Annotated in this window: 19 protein-coding genes; 5 read left to right on the top strand and 14 right to left on the bottom strand. The window is 59.4% G+C overall.

What is annotated here, in order from left to right:
- Positions 1–2 precede the first annotated feature (2 nt).
- Positions 3–596, top strand: a complete 594-nt coding sequence (locus tag AC07PQ_RS28440) for a phosphoheptose isomerase (protein ID WP_007928463.1) — start codon at positions 3–5, stop codon at positions 594–596.
- Positions 593–1,171: a BON domain-containing protein gene (locus tag AC07PQ_RS28445; protein WP_007928462.1), complete on the top strand. Its 579-nt coding sequence runs from the start codon at positions 593–595 to the stop codon at positions 1,169–1,171. The genes AC07PQ_RS28440 and AC07PQ_RS28445 overlap by 4 nt, the downstream gene beginning before the upstream one ends.
- Before the next feature lie 55 nt (positions 1,172–1,226).
- Here AC07PQ_RS28445 and AC07PQ_RS28450 read toward each other — a convergent pair whose 3' ends face one another.
- The 7 genes from AC07PQ_RS28450 to rplM form a co-directional block, all read right to left on the bottom strand.
- Positions 1,227–1,643 (bottom strand): ClpXP protease specificity-enhancing factor, encoded by a 417-nt coding sequence (locus tag AC07PQ_RS28450; RefSeq protein WP_007928461.1) that lies wholly within the window; start codon positions 1,641–1,643, stop codon positions 1,227–1,229.
- A gap of 16 nt (positions 1,644–1,659) precedes the next feature.
- Positions 1,660–2,277: a glutathione S-transferase N-terminal domain-containing protein gene (locus AC07PQ_RS28455; RefSeq protein WP_007928460.1), complete on the bottom strand. Its 618-nt coding sequence runs from the start codon at positions 2,275–2,277 to the stop codon at positions 1,660–1,662.
- Positions 2,278–2,428: 151 nt separating this feature from the next.
- Positions 2,429–3,211 carry a cytochrome c1 gene (locus tag AC07PQ_RS28460; RefSeq protein ID WP_007928459.1) on the bottom strand — a complete coding sequence of 261 codons (783 nt, stop codon included), beginning with the start codon at positions 3,209–3,211 and terminating at the stop codon, positions 2,429–2,431.
- Positions 3,211–4,422: a cytochrome b gene (locus tag AC07PQ_RS28465; protein WP_007928456.1), complete on the bottom strand. Its 1,212-nt coding sequence runs from the start codon at positions 4,420–4,422 to the stop codon at positions 3,211–3,213. The genes AC07PQ_RS28460 and AC07PQ_RS28465 overlap by 1 nt, the downstream gene beginning before the upstream one ends.
- Positions 4,422–5,015: a ubiquinol-cytochrome c reductase iron-sulfur subunit gene (gene petA, locus AC07PQ_RS28470; RefSeq protein WP_007928454.1), complete on the bottom strand. Its 594-nt coding sequence runs from the start codon at positions 5,013–5,015 to the stop codon at positions 4,422–4,424. Before petA ends, AC07PQ_RS28465 begins: the two co-directional genes overlap by 1 nt.
- A gap of 256 nt (positions 5,016–5,271) precedes the next feature.
- Positions 5,272–5,664: a 30S ribosomal protein S9 gene (rpsI, locus tag AC07PQ_RS28475; RefSeq protein ID WP_003228056.1), complete on the bottom strand. Its 393-nt coding sequence runs from the start codon at positions 5,662–5,664 to the stop codon at positions 5,272–5,274.
- 14 nt (positions 5,665–5,678) lie between these two features.
- Positions 5,679–6,107, bottom strand: a complete 429-nt coding sequence (gene rplM / locus AC07PQ_RS28480) for a 50S ribosomal protein L13 (RefSeq protein WP_007928449.1) — start codon at positions 6,105–6,107, stop codon at positions 5,679–5,681.
- A 246-nt stretch (positions 6,108–6,353) separates the two neighbouring features.
- On the opposite strand from rplM, the gene AC07PQ_RS28485 reads away from it, so the two are divergent.
- A complete protein-coding gene (locus AC07PQ_RS28485) occupies positions 6,354–7,391 on the top strand; it encodes an NADP(H)-dependent aldo-keto reductase (RefSeq protein WP_007928434.1) in 1,038 nt (345 codons plus the stop codon).
- A 63-nt stretch (positions 7,392–7,454) separates the two neighbouring features.
- Here AC07PQ_RS28485 and AC07PQ_RS28490 read toward each other — a convergent pair whose 3' ends face one another.
- Complete coding sequence (locus AC07PQ_RS28490) at positions 7,455–8,591, bottom strand: acyl-CoA dehydrogenase family protein (RefSeq protein WP_493186618.1); 1,137 nt, start codon at positions 8,589–8,591, stop codon at positions 7,455–7,457.
- Between the two features lie 244 nt (positions 8,592–8,835).
- Between AC07PQ_RS28490 and AC07PQ_RS28495 the strand changes: the two genes are divergently transcribed.
- Complete coding sequence (locus tag AC07PQ_RS28495; RefSeq protein WP_172963002.1) at positions 8,836–9,735, top strand: GlxA family transcriptional regulator; 900 nt, start codon at positions 8,836–8,838, stop codon at positions 9,733–9,735.
- 47 nt (positions 9,736–9,782) lie between these two features.
- Here AC07PQ_RS28495 and zapE read toward each other — a convergent pair whose 3' ends face one another.
- The 3 genes from zapE to AC07PQ_RS28510 all read right to left on the bottom strand — a co-directional run bounded on the left by zapE (position 9,783) and on the right by AC07PQ_RS28510 (position 12,974).
- Positions 9,783–10,877: a cell division protein ZapE gene (gene zapE, locus AC07PQ_RS28500; RefSeq protein WP_007928431.1), complete on the bottom strand. Its 1,095-nt coding sequence runs from the start codon at positions 10,875–10,877 to the stop codon at positions 9,783–9,785.
- A gap of 87 nt (positions 10,878–10,964) precedes the next feature.
- Positions 10,965–12,320 carry a tryptophan--tRNA ligase gene (locus AC07PQ_RS28505; protein WP_493186619.1) on the bottom strand — a complete coding sequence of 452 codons (1,356 nt, stop codon included), beginning with the start codon at positions 12,318–12,320 and terminating at the stop codon, positions 10,965–10,967.
- 24 nt (positions 12,321–12,344) lie between these two features.
- Positions 12,345–12,974: an alpha/beta hydrolase gene (locus tag AC07PQ_RS28510; RefSeq protein ID WP_037035259.1), complete on the bottom strand. Its 630-nt coding sequence runs from the start codon at positions 12,972–12,974 to the stop codon at positions 12,345–12,347.
- A gap of 144 nt (positions 12,975–13,118) precedes the next feature.
- Between AC07PQ_RS28510 and AC07PQ_RS28515 the strand changes: the two genes are divergently transcribed.
- Positions 13,119–13,553: a Z-ring associated ZapG family protein gene (locus AC07PQ_RS28515; RefSeq protein ID WP_007928428.1), complete on the top strand. Its 435-nt coding sequence runs from the start codon at positions 13,119–13,121 to the stop codon at positions 13,551–13,553.
- A 181-nt stretch (positions 13,554–13,734) separates the two neighbouring features.
- On the opposite strand, the gene AC07PQ_RS28520 is transcribed toward AC07PQ_RS28515, so the two are convergent.
- From AC07PQ_RS28520 to AC07PQ_RS28530, 3 genes are all read right to left on the bottom strand, one after another.
- On the bottom strand, positions 13,735–14,466 hold the full coding sequence (locus tag AC07PQ_RS28520; RefSeq protein ID WP_009045527.1) for a YiaD family glycine zipper/OmpA-like lipoprotein: 732 nt from the start codon (positions 14,464–14,466) through the stop codon (positions 13,735–13,737).
- A gap of 114 nt (positions 14,467–14,580) precedes the next feature.
- The gene (locus AC07PQ_RS28525) at positions 14,581–15,225 is read right to left on the bottom strand and encodes an MBL fold metallo-hydrolase (protein ID WP_493186620.1); all 645 of its coding nucleotides are present in this window, start codon (positions 15,223–15,225) and stop codon (positions 14,581–14,583) included.
- Between the two features lie 118 nt (positions 15,226–15,343).
- Positions 15,344–15,844: a methylated-DNA--[protein]-cysteine S-methyltransferase gene (locus AC07PQ_RS28530; RefSeq protein WP_007928425.1), complete on the bottom strand. Its 501-nt coding sequence runs from the start codon at positions 15,842–15,844 to the stop codon at positions 15,344–15,346.
- Between the last annotated feature and the right edge of the window lie 141 nt (positions 15,845–15,985).

Raw genomic sequence — 15,985 nt, forward strand, 5'->3', positions numbered from 1 at the left:
AGATGGACATGCAATCCCGAATTCGCCAGCTTTTTCAGGCCAGTATCGACACCAAGCAGCAGGCGATGGACGTACTTGCACCGCACATCGAGCAAGCCAGCCAGGTCATGGTCAACGCCCTGCTCAACGAAGGAAAAATGCTTTCCTGCGGCAATGGTGGCTCGGCCGGCGATGCCCAGCACTTCTCCTCCGAACTGCTCAACCGTTTCGAGCGCGAGCGCCCGAGCCTGCCAGCCATTGCGCTGACCACCGACAGCTCGACGATTACCTCGATCGCCAACGACTACAGCTACAACGAAGTCTTTTCCAAGCAGATTCGCGCCCTGGGCCAGCCTGGCGATGTCCTGCTGGCGATCTCCACCAGCGGCAACTCGGCGAATATTATTCAAGCGATCCAGGCCGCACATGATCGCGAAATGATTGTCGTAGCATTGACCGGTCGCGATGGCGGCGGCATGGCGTCCCTGCTATTGCCGGAAGATGTCGAGATTCGCGTACCGGCCAATGTCACTGCACGTATCCAGGAAGTCCACCTGCTGGCGATCCACTGCCTCTGCGACTTGATCGACAGCCAACTGTTCGGGAGTGAAGAATGACCCCTAATCGCCTTGGCCTACTGGCCCTGACCCTAGCCTTGAGCATCAGCGGTTGCAGCTCGGTGATTACCGCCACCCGCGAAAGCCCGATCGAAGATGACCGCGGCACCCGCACCTTCGGCAGCAAGATCGATGACTCACTGATCCAGACCAAAGTCGAAGTGAACGTCGCCAAGGCCAGTCCGGACCTGGACCACAATTCGCACATCGTGGTGACCAGCTTCAACGGCATCGTCCTGCTGGCTGGCCAGACCCCGCGCGCCGACCTCAAGACACTCGCCGAGCAGGCCGCCAGCGCCGTGCAACGGGTGAAGAAAGTCCACAACGAACTGCAGGTTCTGCCGCCCTCTTCCCTGCTGGCCCGGCAGAACGATGCCTGGCTGACCACCAAGATCAAGACCCAGATGCTGACCGATGCCAGCATTCCAGGCTCGCGCATCAAGGTCGTGACGGAAAACGGCATCGTCTACCTGCTGGGCCTGCTGACTCAACAGGAAGCCACCCAGGCGACCAATCTGGTACAGGGCGTTTCCGGCGTGCAGAAAATCGTCAAACTGTTCGAATACATCGACTGATGCAGGCGAAAGGTACGAGCACAAAAAAGGCGATCCGGATGGATCGCCTTTTTTATTACTTCACGACCTTCAGACTCGGTCGACCGCTTGGACGCGGCGGCTCGTTATCCGGTGGTGGAATATCATCATCCGGCTCGATTTCATCGTCCTCGTCATCCACGGGCGACTCCAGATCGAACACCATACCCTGACCATTCTCCCGGGCGTAAATGCCCAGGATCGCCGGCACAGGGACGTACAAGCTATGCGGGACGCCACCGAAGCGCCCCTCGAAAGTCACCACCTCGTTATCCATATGCAAATGGCGCACGGCACTCGGCGAAATATTCAGGACGATCTGTCCGTCACTGGCGAAACCCTGAGGCACCTGCACCGCCGGGTATTCGGAATTGACCAGCATATGCGGGGTGCAATCGTTGTCCACAATCCACTCGTAGAGCGCGCGGACCAGATAAGGTCGACTGGAGTTCATAGCGGCTCCTTAAGCCTTAGCGCATGTCGCGTTCGACGCCAGACAGACTTGCCTGGAACGTCTCACGGGCGAACTGGCGCTCCATGTAATCAAGCAACGGCTTGGCTTGCCGTGGCAATTCAATACCCAGAATCGGTAATCTCCAGAGTATTGGTAATAGGCAGCAATCCACCAGACTTTGTTCCTCACTGAGGAAAAACGGCTTCTCCGCGAACAGCGGCGAAACGCCGGTCAGGCTCTCGCGCAGCTCTTTGCGAGCCTGAGCCCGAGCGGCTTCCTTGGTCCGGGAATCCAGGATCAGATCCACCAGCCCACACCAGTCACGCTGGATCCGATGAATCAGCAGACGGCTGTTGGCACGCGCCACTGGGTAAACCGGCAGTAGTGGCGGGTGCGGGTAACGCTCATCCAGATATTCCATCACCACGGTCGACTCCCACAACGCCAGGTCACGATCGACCAGGGTGGGCAGACTGCCGTAAGGGTTCACTTCGATCAGCTTCGGCGGCTGACGCCCCGCCTCCACACTGATGATCTCGGCGCTGACACCCTTCTCTGCGAGCACGATACGTACCCGGTGGGAATAGTGGTCGGCGGGGTCGGAGTAACAGGCCAACCGATTGGTCACGCCCATGGCGGTCCTCCTCGCTTGTTGAAATTATCGGAAGCAGAAAAACGAGCGCGCCCAGAGGGCGCCTCCCGTAACGCCTGGATGATCCAGACTCGTTACACCTTCAGAGACGCCCTTGGGCGCGCACGATTAACAGCAATGAATTACAGCTTTATCAATGAACGTCTTTCCAGTATTCGCGCTTGAGCAGATAGGCGAACACGAAGAAGAAGGCCAGATACAGTAACACATAGGTGCCGATACGTTGATGCTCCAGCTTGACCGGGTTGGCCGAGTAGGCCAGGAAGGTCACCAGGTTCTTGACCTTCTCGTCGAACTGCTCTTCGTTGAGCGTGCCGGTTTTTGGCAGCACGGTCAGTTGGTCGCAGGCTTCATGGGTCAAAGCGGTACCAGTCAGCGGATCGTATTGCTTCTTGCCGTCTTCGACGATCTGCACCTGTTTGCAGCCAACAACCTGGCGACCCTGCAGGCCGACCAGGACGTTAGGCATACCCACGTTCGGGAAGACCTTGTTGTTCACGCCCCATGGACGCGCAGGGTCTTCGTAGAAGGAGCGCAGGTAGCCATAGAGCCAGTCGGTACCACGCACACGAGCCACCAGGGTCAGGTCGGGCGGAGCCGCACCGAACCAGGTCTTGGCGTCAGCCGGCTGCATGCCGATGCTCATGTGATCGCCGATTTTCGCACCAGTGAACACCAGCTTGCTCATCATCAGATCGTGAGGAATCCCCAGATCGTCGGCAACGCGCTCATAGCGTTGGAACTTGGCGCTGTGGCAGCCCATGCAGTAGTTGGCGAATGTCCGTGCGCCATCCTGCATGGCGGCCTTGTCGGAGACGTCGATGTCGACTTTTTCCAGCTCGGGACCACCGTGTTCGGCCGCGAAGGACAGTACAGGCATAGCAGCAAGAATCAGTACAGCAAATAGCTTTTTCATCAGCCAGTCACCCTTTCCGGAACCGGTTTGGTCTTCTCGAGCCTGGTATAGAACGGCATCAGAATGAAGTAGGCGAAGTACAGGAAGGTACATACCTGCGACAGCAGCGTGCGACCCGGCGTCGGTGCCAGAACGCCGAGGATCCCCAGGATCACGAACGAGATGCAGAACACCACCAGCCAGATCTTGCTCAGCCAACCCTTGTAGCGCATGGATTTGACCGGGCTGCGATCGAGCCATGGCAGCACGAACAACACGGCGATCGCCGCACCCATCGCAATCACACCCAGCAGCTTGTCTGGAACCGCGCGCAGAATCGCGTAGAACGGGGTGAAGTACCAAACCGGGGCAATATGCTCAGGCGTCTTGAACGGGTTGGCCTGTTCGAAGTTCGGCTTCTCGAGGAAATAACCACCCATTTCCGGGAAGAAGAACACGATCGAGCAGAAGATGAACAGGAACACCACCACGCCGACGATGTCTTTCACGGTGTAGTACGGGTGGAAAGCGATGCCATCCAGCGGTACGCCGTTTTCGTCTTTGTGCTTCTTGATGTCCACACCATCCGGGTTGTTCGAACCCACTTCGTGCAGCGCCAGGATGTGCAGCACTACCAGACCGAGAATCACGATTGGCAGGGCCACTACGTGCAAGGCGAAGAAGCGGTTCAGGGTAATACCGGAAATCAGGTAGTCACCACGAATCCACTGGGTCAGGTCGTTACCGATGACCGGGATCGCACCAAACAGCGAGATGATCACCTGGGCACCCCAGTAGGACATTTGCCCCCAAGGCAGCAGGTAGCCCATGAAGGCTTCGGCCATCAGCGCCAGGTAGATCAGCATGCCGAACAGCCACACCAGCTCACGCGGCTTCTGGTAGGAACCGTAGAGCAGGCCACGGAACATGTGCAGATAAACCACGATGAAGAACGCCGAGGCGCCAGTGGAGTGCAACAGACGCAGGATCGAGCCGTACTCGACGTCGCGCATGATGTATTCGACGGAAGCGAAAGCCTCTTCCGCCGACGGGGTGTAGCTCATGGTCAGCCAGACACCGGTGACGATCTGGTTAACCAGAACCAGCAGAGCCAGGGAACCAAAGAAGTAGAAGAAGTTGAAGTTCTTCGGGGCGTAATACTTGCTGAGATGGTCTTCCCACATTTTGGTCGCGGGGAAGCGCGCATCAACCCAATCCATGAACTTGCTCATCACGCTTTCTCCGTATCGACGCCGATGACAATAAGGTCGTCCGACTCATAGGAATGCGGGGGTACTGGCAGGTTCAAAGGCGCAGGTTGCGACTTGTAGACGCGGCCAGCCAGATCGTAGTGGGAACCGTGGCAAGGGCAGAAATAGCCACCTACCCAATCCTTGCCCAGATCCGCAGGCGCCACTTCAGGGCGGAAAGTCGGTGAGCAACCCAGGTGGGTGCAGATACCGATCAGCAGCAGAATCTCTGGCTTGATCGAACGCACTTCCGGGTCGACGTAGGTTGGTTGGACAGAGTTCTTGGAGTCGGGGTCGGAAAGTTGACCCTCGATCTTTTTGAGATTCCCCAGGATTTCCTGTGTACGGCGGACGATGAATACCGGCTGACCACGCCACTCAGCAATCATCTGCTGACCTGGATCGATCTTGCTGATATTCACTTTCACCGGTGCCCCTGCGGCTTTCGCCTTGGCACTGGGAAACCATGACCCCACGAACGGGACCGCAGCCCCCACCGCTCCTGCAGCACCCACCACGGATGTGGCTGCTACAAGGAAGCGACGCCGGCCTGCATTCACGCCGTCATTGCTCATTCAGTCCTCTCCCATCAGCTTTGTGGCCTGTTAAATCAGGCATCTACTAAGTAAAAATCTGAACTTATAAAAATTTTGCCGAATGGTAATGAAAAGCCCCTACTCTGACAAGGTAATTACCAACTTGGCCCTGCCCCAAGCCCTGTAGTATAGGGGCTCTGCAGATGTGGCAAGTTGTCACAGCGCAAAATAATCGCCCATAAAAAAACGCCCAGCTCCGCAAGGAGACTGGGCGTTTTTTGAACGCGAAAGCGAATTAACGCTTCGAGTACTGCGGACGCTTACGCGCTTTACGCAGACCAACTTTCTTACGTTCAACTTCACGTGCGTCACGGGTTACGAAACCGGCTTTACGCAGAGCGCTGCGCAGAGTTTCGTCGTAATCCATCAGAGCGCGAGTGATGCCGTGGCGGATTGCGCCAGCTTGGCCACTCACACCACCGCCGATAACGGTGACGTAGATGTCGAACTTCTCGACGGTCTCGGTCAGCTCCAGCGGCTGACGAACTACCATGCGGGCAGTTTCGCGGCCGAAGAAGTTATCCAGGGAGCGGTTGTTGATGGAGATGTTGCCAGTGCCCGGACGCAGGAAAACGCGTGCGGTTGCAGTCTTGCGACGGCCAGTGCCGTAATTTTGAGTCGCCGACATAATGAACTATTCCGTTAAATCTTCAGTTCTTGGGGCTGCTGAGCAGTATGAGGGTGTGCAGCGCCCGCATAGACTTTCAGCTTACGGTACATGTCGCGACCCAGCGGGTTCTTAGGCAGCATGCCTTTTACCGCGGTCTCGATCACGCGCTCAGGGGCCTTGGCGATCAGCTTTTCAAAGTTGATCGACTTGATGCCGCCCGGGAAACCGGAGTGGGAGTAGTACATTTTGTCAGTGGTTTTAGCGCCAGTAACACGTACTTGCTCAGCGTTGATCACGACGATGTAGTCACCGGTGTCGACGTGAGGGGTGTACTCAGGCTTGTGCTTGCCACGCAGACGGCTCGCGATTTCGGTGGCCAGACGACCCAGGGTCTGACCAGCAGCGTCGACGACAAACCAGTCGCGCTTAACTGTTTCCGGTTTAGCAGTAAAAGTTTTCATTCTTTATAGCCTCAGGGGCCGCCCTGTAAATTAGACGGCGGATCTTACTGAATAGTGCGTACTTTGACAAGTCAAAGGCAGCCGGATACAGACGCTATCGGGGGCTCGGGTCAGCGCGTCCGTTATACGGCAAGATTCTTCGGCAGGCGGCGCATCACTTCCACTGCAGAAAGAGCTGCGGAATTATGCAGATTGCGAAAAAAAATTCAACCTGCTTTTATGATTGTTTTGCCGAAGGAGCACCCGATGGACTATCGCCAGCTAGGCCGGACCGACCTGAACGTGAGTGCAATCTGCCTGGGAACCATGACCTGGGGCGAGCAAAACAACGAGTCCGAGGCCTTCGCCCAGATCGAACGGGCCAAGGCTGCCGGGATCAATTTCATCGACACCGCGGAGATGTACCCGGTGCCGCCAAAGGCCGAAACCTATGCCACCACCGAGCGCTACATCGGCAACTGGTTCAAGGCTCGCGGCGATCGCGCCGACTGGATCCTCGCCAGCAAGATCGCCGGCCCCGGCAACACCATCGACTACATCCGCGACAACCAGCTCAAACACAACCGCAAGCACATAGTCCAAGCCGTGGATGCCAGCCTCAAGCGCCTGCAGACCGACTGGATCGACCTCTACCAGTTGCACTGGCCAGAGCGCAGCACCAACTTCTTCGGCCAACTGGGCTACAAGCACAAGGAAGAAGACTTCACCCCGCTGGAGGAAACCCTCAAAGCCCTGGATGAGCAAGTCAAGGCCGGCAAGATCCGCCACATTGGCCTGTCCAACGAAACGCCCTGGGGCACCATGAAGTTCCTGGCCCTCGCCGAGAGCCGCGGCTGGCCACGGGCGGTATCGATCCAGAACCCCTACAACCTGCTCAACCGCAGCTTTGAAGTGGGCCTGGCGGAAATCGCCATTCGCGAACAATGTGGATTGCTGGCCTATTCGCCACTGGCGTTCGGCTTCCTCTCCGGCAAATACGAAGGCGGCGCGCGCCCGGCCAAAGGCCGCCTGAGCCTGTACAGCCGCTTCAGCCGCTACTTCAACCCGCAATCGGAAGCGGCCTGCAGCCGCTATGTCGCCCTGGCCCGCGAGCATGGCCTGGACCCGGCGCAAATGGCCCTGGCATTCGTCACTCAGCAACCGTTCGTCACCAGCAACATTATTGGTGCGACCACCCTCGAACAACTGGACAGCAATATCGCCAGTCTCGAGCTGAAGCTGTCGAATGAGGTGCTGGCCGGCATCGAGGCGATCCACAAGGACCACCCGAACCCGGCGCCGTAACCTGCCCTCCCGAATAGAAGCGAGCTGGCCCGCCAAGCTCGCCTCTACGCGGGAGACAACGCGCTACAGGGAACGCGCAATGATTTCCTTCATGATCTCGTTGGTCCCGGCATAGATCCGCTGCACCCGCGCATCCGCCCAGGCCCGGGCCACCGGGTACTCCCACATGAAGCCGTAACCGCCGTGCAACTGCACGCATTCGTCGAGCACCTTGCATTGCAGGTCCGTGCCCCAGTACTTGGCCATGGCGGCGGTCGGTACATCGAGCTTGCCTTGCAGATGCAATTCCAGACAGCGGTCGACGAAGACCCGGCCGATCTGGATCTCAGTGGCCATTTCCGCCAATTTGAAGCGGGTGCTCTGGAAGTCGGCGATCGATTTGCCGAAAGCCTTGCGCTCGCGGGTGTACTCCAGGGTCCACTGCAATGCCGCCTCGGCTGACGCCAGACCGCCTACCGCCACCGTCAAACGCTCCTGCGGCAACTCCTGCATCAGGTAGGCAAAGCCCATTCCGGCCTGCCCCAGCAGATTTTCCTTGGGCACGCGGACGTCCTGGAAGAACAGTTCGGAAGTGTCCTGAGCCTTCATACCGACCTTTTCCAGGCGTTTGCCCTTGGAAAAGCCGGGCGTATCAGCCTCCACCAGGAACAGGCTGGTGCCCTTGGCGCCGGCCTTCGGATCGGTCTTGGCCACGACAATCACCAGATCGGCCAGGTAGCCGTTGGTGATAAAGGTCTTGGAACCGTTGATCACATAGTCGTCGCCGTCCAGCACCGCAGTGGTCTTGACCCCCTGCAGGTCGGAGCCGGCGCCCGGCTCGGTCATGGCGATGGCCGTGACCATCTCGCCGGACACCAGTTTCGGCAAGTACTTGTGCTTAAGCTCCTCGCTGCCGTAATGCAGGATGTAAGGCGCGACGATATCGGAATGCAGGGAGAAGCCGATACCGGTCAGACCAAGGCGCCCTACCTCCTCGATCACTACCGCGCTGTAGAGAAAGTCAGCCCCCAGTCCGCCGTACTCCTCGGGGAGATGGGAGCAGAGCATTCCCGCCTCACCGGCCTTGTTCCACAAGGCGCGGTCGATGTAGCCCTGTTTTTCCCATTGCCCATGGAATGGCACGGCCTCCTTTTCCAGGAAGGTACGTACGCTGTCACGAAAGAGTTCGTGCTCGGAGCTGAACAAGGTTCTGGGGATCATGGGGCCACCTGTCGTTATTGTTAGCCGGGATTGGCCCACAGAGCCTAAGCCCACGCGTACGACACAGGACACTGGACACATCCGACAAAAAATAAGACGATCCAGCCGTCTGGTGACCACTTTCCCCTATAAGAACAATTTAATTATGTCTAACCAAACCTCCACGCCCTTGCGGCGCGTCAGCATCCTGGCGATCGACCGGGTTTTCGCCTCCACCCTCATGCAAGCCAAGGATTTCTTCCATCTGGCCAGCCTGCGTTACGGCAAGCAGCTGGGCCAGGGCCTGACCCCGGCCTTCGAAACCCGCCTGGTCAGCCCCGATGGCAAACCGGTATGTAGTTTCAGCAACGTGATCATGCCGGTGGACGGCGGCCTGGAAGATACCGACGTGATCATCCTCCCCGCGTTCTGGGACGATTTCGAAACCCTCTGCCAACGTTATCCACAGATCCTGCCCTGGCTGCGCCAGCAACACGCCCGCGGCGCCGTGCTTTGCGGCGAGGCCACCGGGGTGTTCTGGCTGGCCGAAGCCGGGTTGCTCGACGGCAAGGAAGCCACCACTTACTGGCGTTTCTTCAATGCCTTCAGCGAGCGCTTCCCCAAGGTCCAGCTCAATCAGGACAAGCACTTGACCGACGCCGACAACCTGTATTGCGCTGGCGGCACCACTTCGGCCTGTGACCTGTACATCTATCTGATCGAGCGCTTCTGCGGCGCCAACGTCGCCCAGGCCGTGGCCCGCGACATCCTCTATGAAGTGCAGCGCAGCTATTCCCCGGGGCGTATCGGCTTTGGCGGCCAGAAGCTGCACCAGGACGTGATCATCCTGCAGATCCAGCACTGGCTCGAAGAGCATTTCGCCGACAAGTTCCGCTTCGAGGACGTGGCCCGCGAACATGGCATGAGCATTCGCAATTTCATGCGCCGCTTCCAGACCGCCACCGGCGACAAACCCCTGCATTACCTGCAGCGCCTGCGCATCGAAACCGCCAAGGGCCTGCTCTCGGGAACGCGCAAGAGCATCAAGACCATCAGCTACGAGGTCGGCTATGACGATGCGAGCTTCTTCGCCCGCCTGTTCCGCCAGCACACCGAGCTGTCACCGAACCAGTACCGGCAGCAGTTTCACCAACAAGCCGCGTAAATGAAAAAGGGCCTGCAATGCAGGCCCTTCTTTTTATCCGGAAACCGTTAAGGCTTGTGCGCCCGCGAGAGGAACTCGTGGGACTGCATTTCCAGCAGACGGCTGAGGGTGCGCTGGAACTCGAAGGTCAGGCGGCCGCCGGTGTACAGATCCTTGAGCTCGACTTCAGCGGAAATGATCAGCTTGACGTTACGGTCGTAGAACTCGTCGACCATGTTGATGAAGCGACGGGCGATATCGTCGGTGGCGACGCTCATCTGCTCGACACCGCTGACCAGCACGGCGTGGAAGATCTTGCCCAGCTCGATGTAGTCGTTCTGGCTGCGTGGGCCATCGCACAGTTCGCGGAAGTCGAACCAGGCCACGTCATCGCAGGTACGCAAGGCGCGGATTTCGCGGTTCTCGACGATCAGCACATCGTTTTCCACCGCCTGGGTGCATTCCGGCGTCAGCGCGCGGAAGCTCTTGCGCAGGCTTTCGTGGGCCGCTTCGTCCAGCGGGAAGTGGAACAACTCGGCCTGCTCCAGGTGACGCAGACGGTAGTCGACGCCACTGTCGACGTTGACGATCTCGGTGTGCTGCTTGATCAGGGCAATGGCCGGCAGGAAACGCGCACGTTGCAGGCCGTCCTTGTACAGGCCGTCCGGCACGATGTTCGAGGTAGCCACCAGGGTCACGCCGTTCTTGAACAGCTCTTCCATCAGCGTGCCGAGGATCATCGCGTCGGTGATGTCGGAAACGAAAAATTCGTCGAAGCAGATCACCCGGGCCTCGTCGGCGAAACGCTTGGCGATGATGGTCAGCGGGTTCTTCTCGCCGCCCAGGGTCTTCATCTCCTCGTGCACACGCTTCATGAAGCGGTGGAAGTGAGTACGGACCTTTTGCTTGAACGGCAGGGCTTCAAAGAAGGTATCGACCAGATACGTCTTGCCACGCCCTACCCCGCCCCAGAAGTACAGACCCTTGACCGGCACCTGGTCTTTCTTGCCAAACAGCTTGCCCAACAGGCCCGGCTTGTTGTTCGACGCGGCGATCAGATCGTCGTACAGGCGCTGCAAATGACGCACGGCGGTTTCCTGCGCGGCGTCGTGGAAGAACTCCGGGCGTTTCAGATCAGCTTGGTATCGTTCTAGGGGCGTCATAATTCGTTAGCAAGGCAACAAAAACGGGCCGTCACTGTAGCGACGGCCCTTGAGAATGGCAATCAGCCCTTGGTCGGGAGATTGCGGTTAGTCCTGCACAGGCGCCAGGGCGACGCGCAGCGCCTCGATCGCCGCATCGCGGGCCGCCGCGTCGGCAAAGGCCGGGCTGTCGGCCACGCACTCGCCTTCCAGCCACACGCTGAAACCCAGCACTTCACTGCGCAGATCCAGAGCCTGGCCGGATTGCAGTTGCTTGGTCACTGCACCTGCGGTCTTGCCGTCGGCGAAGTTGCGCGACAGCAACAGTTGCTCGCCATCGGCGGCCAGCAGGCGGAAGCGGAAGCTGCCGTCGTCTTCGCGGAAGCTGACGAAGCGCGCGGCCTTGGCCGCTTTCTTCTTGGTGGTCGCCGCCACTTGTACCTGATTGACGAACGAACGCAGGCCCACGGCCTCGCGCAGCTCGTTGAGGAATGGCGTGGCCACGGCGCGGGCTTTCTTGGCGCCGGCCTGGAGGATGTCTTCCAGGTCCGAAGGACGCTCGATCAACTGGTGATAACGCTCACGCGCCTCGCCCAACTGGTTGTCCAGCAGCTGGAACAGACGATTCTTCGCCTCGCCCCAACCCAGGCCCTGCAGCAGTTCGCTGCGGAATTCGTCAGCCTGGGCCGGCGTCGCGAAAGCCTGGAACAGGGTGAACAGGTGAGCGTTGTCCGGGTCCTTGGCTTCGCCTGGAGCACGGGAGTCGGTGACGATGCGCGAGATCGCGTCCTTCATGTCCTTGGCGCTGCTGAACAACGGAATGGTGTTGTCGTAGCTCTTGGACATCTTGCGGCCATCGAGGCCCGGCAAGGTGGCAACGCTTTCCTCGATCAGCGCCTCGGGCATGGTGAAGAACTCTTTGCCCTGGCCGAACAGATGGTTGAAGCGCTGGCCGATATCACGGGCCATTTCCACGTGCTGGATCTGGTCGCGACCGACCGGTACCTTGTGGGCGTTGAACATCAGGATGTCCGCGGCCATCAGCACCGGGTAGCTGTACAGGCCCATGGTGATGCCGGCGTCCGGGTCTTCGCCGGTCTCGACGTTTTTATCCACCGAAGCCTTGTAGGCGTGAGCACGGTTGAGCAGGCCCTTGGCCGCCACGCAGGTCAGCAACCAGGTCAGCTCCGGGATTTCCGGGATGTCCGACTGGCGATAGAAAGTCACGCGCTCCACATCCAGGCCACCGGCCAGCCAGGTCGCGGCGATTTCCAGGCGCGAGCGCTGGATACGCAGCGGGTCATCGCACTTGATCAGCGCGTGATAGTCGGCCAGGAAGTAGAACGAGTCGGCATTGTTGTCGCGGCTGGCGAGGATCGCCGGGCGGATGGCGCCGGCGTAGTTGCCCAGGTGCGGCGTGCCGGTGGTGGTGATGCCGGTGAGGATGCGCGTACGAGTAGTCATGGGTAATCGCTTATCAGACTGCAATCAATTCGAGAGTCGTGGCAGCACCAGATCCTTGAGATCGGTGAGCTTGCCATGAAAAAAGTGTCCGCATTCTGCCACTTTCAGCAGCTCATGGGGGCGCTCAAGCGCGTCGGACCAGTCATAGACCAGCTGCGGGTCGACCACTTCGTCGGTTTCCGGCTGGATCAGGGTCAGCGGGCAGTTCTGCGGCAGCAGGTCACTATCGCGCAAACGCATCACGGCGGCGGCAACCATGAACAGGTGCTTGAGCGGCTCGCCGCGGGCCTCCAGGCGCCCGCCGAGGCTGGCGGCGACGAAGCCGCCGAAGGAGAAGCCGAGCAGGGTCATCGGCAAGTCCGGGTGCCTGGCTCGCAGCCATTCGGCCGCCGCCTGCGCGTCGTCGACTTCACCACTGCCCATGTCATGGCTGCCTTCGCTGGCGCCGACGCCACGGTAGTTGAAACGCAAGGTGATCAGGCCAGCGTCACGCGCGGTACGTTGCAGGGTCGAGACCACCTTGTTGAGCATGGTGCCGCCCTGCACCGGGTTCGGATGGCAGATCAACGCCACGCCACGGGCGTCGGCGACATCCAGATACAGGGCTTCCAGTTGGCCGACCGGGCCGGCAATCACTACGGGGGTTTCACGCATAAGCAAGGAAGGAACTCCGTGACCTCGAATCGGGTCGACTCGTCTAGCAAATTGTCTGTGCCAATCTATTGCGAGTGAATCGCGGTATACAGCGCAGGTTCGAGCCGTTAACGTAAAGCAAAGCCGTTTATAGAGGAAGGACTCGTGGAACACTCGCTCCTAGTTTGGTTGTTGCCGACTCTTGCCCTGATCGCGGGTGTCGCCATTGGATTTCTGGTCGCTCGCCTGCTGCCGAATGCCGCGCCTAACCGCACGCAACGTCAGCTGGATGATATTCAGGAACGTTTTGACAGCTATCAGAACGAAGTGGTCACCCACTTCAACAGCACCGCCACCCTGGTGAAAAAACTCACTCAAAGCTATCAGGAAGTGCAGGACCACCTCGCCGAGGGCGCCAACCGCCTGGCCCTGGACGAGTTGACCCGCCAACGCCTGCTGGCCGCGCTGCACTCCGACTCGGTGCAGGCTCCACGGGAACGCCTGACGCCACCGCGCGACCAGGAACCGCCACGGGACTACGCGCCAAAGACGCCTAATGCGCCTGGCATGCTCGACGAGCATTATGGCCTGAAGAAGTAATCAGGCTTCGCGTCCAGTAAAAAGCCCCCGGACAATTCGGTTGTCCGGGGGCTTTTTTGTATCTGGTGATTTGATAGCGGCTGATCGGACCTCTTCGCGGGCAAGCCTGCGAAGAGGCTGGCAAAGGCCACACAAAAATGCCCGATCACAGGATCGGGCATTTCTTCATTCAAACGATCAGTTACGGATACTGCTGAACCGTACCCGGCTGTTGCTGCTGACCACCATACTGCTGGCCAGGAATCGCCTTGAGGTTCACTTCCACTCGACGGTTCTGCGCACGGCCATTGACGTCGCCGTTACTGGCGATCGGGTTATCCGGACCAGCGCCACGGGCCGACAGGTTGGCACCGCTGACACCTTGCGAGGTCAGGTAGGTCGCCACGCTCTGGGCGCGACGCTGGGACAGGTCCATGTTGTGCTGGCGGCTGCCGGTGCTGTCGGTGTAGCCGACGATTTCGATCTGGTTCTGGTTGAACTCCTTGAGGGAGTTGGCCAGGTTGTTCAGCGGTTGATAGAAGCTTGGGGCGATGTTCGCCGAATCGGTGGCGAAGGTGATGTTGCCCGGCATGATCAGTTTGATCTGATCGCCCTGGCGCTGCACTTCGACCCCGGTATTGGCCATGCTGGCACGCAGTTTCTTTTCCTGCTGGTCGGCGTAGTAGCCGTAGCCGGCGGCGGAAGCACCGACTACCGCGGCGCCGATCAGCGCGCCCTTGCCACGGTTGTTGTGGTCGATGGCGGCACCGGCCAGCGCACCGGCCAAGGCACCCAGGCCACCGTATTTTGCAGTTTTGCTCATGCCCGTGGAGCCGTCGGCCTGCCCCTGATTGTCATAGGGGTTAGGCGAAGCACAGCCGGACAACAAGGCCACAGCGGTAGCAACAACGATCAAACGACGCGAGGTGAACATGGAGAAGCTCCTACTTTTTTCATTCTGTGATGCAGCAGACGTTGGCAACAGACCTTTGCAGGCGTTTGAACACGGCCAATGACAAAAATTCCGTGAAACTTTTGACAGCAAAGCTCAGGCCCTGACAAAGGGATTTTCACGCATTTCATCGCCCAGGCGGGTGTCCGGACCATGCCCGGCCACCACAGTCGCGTCTTCATCGAGGGTGTACAGACGCTGCTTGATCGAACGGACGATGGTGGCCTGGTCGCCCCCCCACAGATCCGTGCGCCCTACCCCGCGCTTGAACAACGTGTCGCCGGCAATCAGCAGCTTAGCCTCTGCGAACCAGAAGCTCATGGAACCTGGGGTATGTCCCGGCGTATGCAGGGCCACACCGCAACCGCAGGCCAGTTCTTCGTCGTCCGCCAGCCAGCGATCCGGTGCCGGCACCGGCGTGTAAGGCACACCGAACATGCTGCACTGCATCTCCAGGTTGTCCCAGAGGAACTGATCCTCCTTGTGCAGGTGCAGGGTCGCGCCGGTTTTCTCCTTCATCTGTCCGGATGCCAGGAAGTGATCCAGGTGCGCATGGGTATGAATGATGCTCACCACCTTCAGCCCCAGCGCATCGAGCCGCGCCATGATCAGGTCGGGATTGCCACCCGGGTCGACGACTATGGCCTTTTTTGTAACAGAATCGCCAATGATCGTGCAGTTGCACTGCAAGGGACCGACGGGGAAGGTTTCGCGAATAAGAGTGGGCTTGGCGGCTTCCATGGGATGTTCCTGAAGAAATCGATGGGCCATTCTCGCACAGCTTGCAGCCGCTGCTTTGCCGCGCAATGCAGACAACGACAACTGCCGCCCACGCCCCCGGGGCGGCAATCATTCACAGTCAGAACGCCAACTGCAGGGTTTCCTCGCCTTCCAGCGCCAGCAGAAACTGCTTGGCCTGCAGGCCGCCGGCAAAACCGGTGAGGCTGCCCGAGGCGCCGATCACCCGGTGGCAAGGCGCGATGATCGAGATCGGGTTCCGGCCATTGGCCGCACCGACCGCGCGCACGGCCTTGGGACTGCCCACCTGCGCGGCAATCTGGCTGTAGCTGCGGGTTTCACCGAAAGGAATGGTCAGCAGCGCCTGCCAGACCTTGCGCTGGAACTCGGTGCCGACAAAGTCCAGTTCCAGTTCGAAGCGATCGCGGCTGCCGGCAAAGTACTCCTTGAGCTGGCGTTCGGTTTCCAGCAAGACCGGATGATCCTCGGCAGGCTGCAACGGGCCGAGACGCACCCGGTTTTCGCGTTCGTTCTCCCAGAGAATCGCGGCGAGCTTCGTGCCTCTGGCAACCAGGGTCAGTTGACCGACGGGCGAGTTGATCAATTTGAATACGCAGGACATGGTAAGCCTCCTTTATCTTCCAGGGAGATCAGGCCCGGACCTGGCCTTCATCTCGGTACGCCTGCACTGTAGACCGACATTCAAGCGCAAGAACTACGTTTCTTGCGCTTGAACTCAGTGCCGGATTTTCCTGGGGCCGCT

The organism is Pseudomonas sp. GW821-FHT09E12, from assembly GCF_059416085.1.